At 68.1% G+C, this 3,952-nt stretch carries 3 protein-coding genes; all 3 read right to left on the bottom strand.

Annotation, left to right across the window (positions count from 1 at the left end; all coding sequences use genetic code 11):
* Positions 1 to 263: DUF4913 domain-containing protein (locus QYM41_RS17405; RefSeq protein ID WP_368801029.1), on the bottom strand; the 263-nt coding region annotated here is incomplete at its 3' end.
* Positions 264 to 266: 3 nt separating this feature from the next.
* Positions 267 to 2,066 carry a type IV secretory system conjugative DNA transfer family protein gene (locus QYM41_RS17400; RefSeq protein ID WP_368801028.1) on the bottom strand — a complete coding sequence of 600 codons (1,800 nt, stop codon included), beginning with the start codon at positions 2,064 to 2,066 and terminating at the stop codon, positions 267 to 269.
* A complete protein-coding gene (locus QYM41_RS17395) occupies positions 2,063 to 3,817 on the bottom strand; it encodes a putative type IV secretion/conjugal transfer ATPase (protein ID WP_368801027.1) in 1,755 nt (584 codons plus the stop codon). Before QYM41_RS17395 ends, QYM41_RS17400 begins: the two co-directional genes overlap by 4 nt.
* Between the last annotated feature and the right edge of the window lie 135 nt (positions 3,818 to 3,952).

Below are 3,952 nucleotides of genomic sequence, written 5' to 3'. Positions count from 1 at the left end.
GCCAGCCCGGTAGTGGGATCTAGGCGCAGGTTTTCCCACGCCCTCCACAGCCCCGTCAGACGGCTCACCGCTTCATCATGCCGCCACCACTGGGCACACCAGGTGAACGTGTTCGAGCGACCAGCTGGGTCCAGCTGACGCCGGTACATCGGCGCCAACATCTCGGTGACGAACTCCACCACGTTCGCGTAGACCAGCTCCGCAGGAGGCTGCTCTTCCACGTCCTCGTTGCCCTCACTGGACGATTTTTCTTCCCAGTCCATGGCCTACTCCTTCACCAGGGCCGCCCACCGGTTCCCGGCAGGCTCAGGCACCACTGGCTCGGCGGCCGGCGCTGTGGGCTCGTGATCGACGGTGTCCACTGTGGGGCGGTTGTGGGCCTCTTCGGAGGCCCTTGATGCTTCCGCGTAGGGGCGGTGGTCAATTGGGATGGTGCGCAGCAGCACGGCCCTCGCCCCGGAGCCGAACATCACGGCCCGGCCCTTGGGCAGGGCGGACAGGTCAGCTACCGACATGATGTCGTCGGTGGCGTCCTGGCGGGAGGTGGACCCGCTGTCCTTCTGCCTCGAGGAGGAGACGGAGGTGTAGGTGTACTTGCCGATCAGCTCCGAGAGCATCTTTAAGTAGCCCTCCTCTTTGACGTTGCCGCCGTAGGTGACGACGTTGGCGGTGGAAAACAGCTTCTTCATCCCGGACTCGCCCCACACGTCCACGCCTTGGGACCAGGACTGCAAGAACGTGGAGACCACGATGCCGCGGGACCCGTAGTGGCTGTAGAGGTTGGGCAGGTTCATCCAGCGGCAGACGTTGGCGGCCTCGTCCAGCACGCAGAGCATGGGAGTGGCCAGCCGGCCCCCGGCCTGGGTGACGGCGTGCTCCTCGGCCGCCGTCACGGTGGCCACGGTCAGGGCGGTCACCAGGGGACCGGCGGTGCCGGCGCCTTCCTTGGACAGGGCGTAGAGGGTGTGCTTGCCGCGCACGAACGTCTGGGGATCGAACTGCGGGCGATCGTCGTCGGGGCCAGTGGGGTTGACCCAGGCGGCGATCTTCTCGTTCTTCAGGCACGCGGCCATCTGCAGGGCGGTGGAGTAGACGCTGCCGCGGTACTTCTCCGGTTGCTGGATCGTGCTGGCCACCGAGTCGGCTTCTTTGGTCCACCCGTGCTCATCGAGCAGTAGTGCGGGGGTCTCATCGGTGGATCGGGTCAGCCAGTAGTGCACCCGCTCGATGGGCTCCCCGCCCACGGCGGCCGCGAGCAGCAGTCCGGCCAGGAGGTCCTTGCCGGCGGAGTCGAAGTGACCATCGCCCTTGGCGCCGACGTCTCGGGAGCCAGCGGCGAAGTTGTTCGCCATCTCCGCGGCGCGTTCACTGTCGGTGACGTAGGTCAACGGGTTCCACCACCAGGTGGGTTTCTCCCCAGCAACTCCTTGCGGGTCGAAGACCCAGACGTCGCCGTCAGCGGCGCGGAGGTCGCGGGTCAGGTCGGAGAGGTCACGTTTGTTGGAGGTGGCGATCACCGGGCCCGGGGCCTCGATGATGGACGGGGCGGCCTGGGAGGTGGTCTTGCCGGTACGGGTGCCCCAGATGTGCAGGAGGGTGTCCTCCCAGGAGGCGTACAACGTATGGCCGCCGCGGACCATCTTGCCGAGCATCACCCCGGGGGTGTCGACGCCGAAGCGATCCGCTTTGGCCTTCGCCTGCTTCTCGGTGAAGGGAGCGACGTCGCGCACGGTGGCCATGCGCGGGGCGGCACGGTCGTGCTTGACGACCTTCTTCGCCTTCTGATGGCGTGTGATGCCCCACAGCACGAACAGTGCCGCCGCCACCAACCCGAGGGTGGCGGCCAGGACGATCTCGGTGGTGCGCCACGGCAGGTCTCCGGTGACCACACCCAGGGACCGTTCCCAGTACCCGGTGGGCAGCGGGTCGGTGCGCGGGGTGAGGGCATGTCCGGCGGTGTTCACCACGTAGAGGATCGCGGGGATACCGACCAGCGCAGAGAGCAGGGTGAGCAGCAGGGCGACCTCTCCGCCGCCGGCGGTGTACTTGCGGTCCAGGGAGCTCATCGTTCGCCCCTCTCCTGCGCGGCACGGAACTTGGCCTCGTGCCACTTCTTCTCGGTGTCGTGGACCTGGGACCGGCGCTCGGTGGGGGTGAACTCCATGGAGAACGGGATCCCGGCCCGGGCACCGACCTTGATGAAGAACTTCCCCTGGCCCGGCGGCGGGGAGGTGGTGCGGTCGTCGAAGTACCATTCCCGGTTCTCGGGGTCTTCCAGCCAGGCCCGCAGCTCGGCCTCGCTGATGGCCGATGCGTCGGTGGGGGTGTACACGTCGTCGTTGGTGTACTGGATCTCCTCGTCCCCGCGGCGGTTCCAGGCGGGCGGGTCCTGCCAGGCGGCGAGCTGTTCCTGTTCGCGCATCGACAGCGGCACGGACTCGGTCAGCAGCGGCATCTCGGATTTGGCCAGTCCGCCGAGGATCTTGATCCCGCAGCGGTCCATGATGCCCTTGGCCTTGGCGCGGTCTTCCTCGCCGCGCACGGCCATGAGGTCGGAGGGGGTGTGGGAGGCCATGATCTGCCCGACTCCCATTTCCCGGTTCAGGCGGGTCAGCGCGTTGACCTGATCGACGATGCCGGGTCCGGCCGCCAGGGTGTTCCACAGCTCATCGAGGATGAGCAGGAACCGCTGGCGTTCGATCACTCCGTCATCGGCGAGCATGTTGGAGGTCCGCACCGTTCCGGTGCCGATCGACCAGCACGCCAACAGGGTGGCCGCCCGCAGGTCGGACTCGGACTGGGAGATGCGCGAGAGGTCGAAGACCATCGGCCGGGAGGCGTCGATCTTGTTGGTGGAGGGGCGGGCGAACATCTGCCCGAAGGCCCCGGTCCCGCACAAGGAGTTCAGCGAGGACTCCAGACCCTCGGTGATCTCGTCATAGCGGGCATCGTTGCCGCGGTCCAGGGAGACCTCGCGCACCTCGGCCGGCTTGTCTTTGAGTACCTGGCGCAGGTCCGCCATGACCGGGACCGTGCCAGAAACGGTGTGGCGGGCCTCCAGGACGGTGAGGCACCGATCCAGGATCTGGTCCTCACGCTCGTCCAGCGGCTTCTTGCGCAGGATCGCGATCAACGACCGGATCAGGTCGAAGCGCCGGGTGTGCAGATCGGCCAGCAGCTCCTCCGCCTTGGCCGGAGAGAGCAGCTTGGCCGCGGCGACCGCGCCGGCGTCATCGAGCGGGTTGATGTGGCCGACCCCGCGGCCCAGCGGCAGCACGGCCCCGCCGAGGGCTTCGATCATGGCGACGTGTTCGCCTTTGATGTCGCCGAGCACCATCGGCCACACCCCGAAGGCGGCCAGCCCGATGGCCATCCGGCGCAGCAGGGAGGACTTGCCCAGGCCCGGGTTGGCCATGATGAAGGCTGAGGGGTTGGCGATCACCCGCAGCTTCTGGAACCAGGAGATCGGGTCACAGCACACCGGCTCCCCGGAGAGCAGGTTGCGCCCCAGCGGCACGCCTTCCAGCGGGGAGCCCCCGCCCATGGGGAAGGGGAAGAGCCCGCAGACCTGGTAGTTGGTGCCGCGCATCTCGCGGATCGGGTGCAGCAGCTGCGCCTCGCCCAGTCCCCGGCCCTTGTGGCCCCGCGGGCCCGGGCGACGGGTGGAGGAGGCCGTCACCGAGGTGCTGCCGGTGCGCTTCGGTCTGGCGAACACCTTGCCCAGCTTCGTGCGGGCGAAGGCCCGGTCCAGGACGGTGGTCGAGGTGTTGCCCCGGCTCTCCGGGAGGATGATCTGGTTGCGTTTCGTGGTGGCCATCTACAGGGCGTTCCTCACGGTCGAGGGCAGGGCCAGGTGGTCGGGGATGACCACACCCAGCGGCAGGCCGGCGGCGAAGGTGGAGTCCTGGGCGCCGTAGGCCTCCTCCAGGCGGATCCTCGCCGACGTCCCGAG

Source organism: Kocuria oxytropis (genome assembly GCF_040981195.1).
GTDB classification, from domain to species: domain Bacteria; phylum Actinomycetota; class Actinomycetes; order Actinomycetales; family Micrococcaceae; genus Kocuria; species Kocuria oxytropis.
This window is presented reverse-complemented; position numbering and strand designations above follow the sequence as displayed.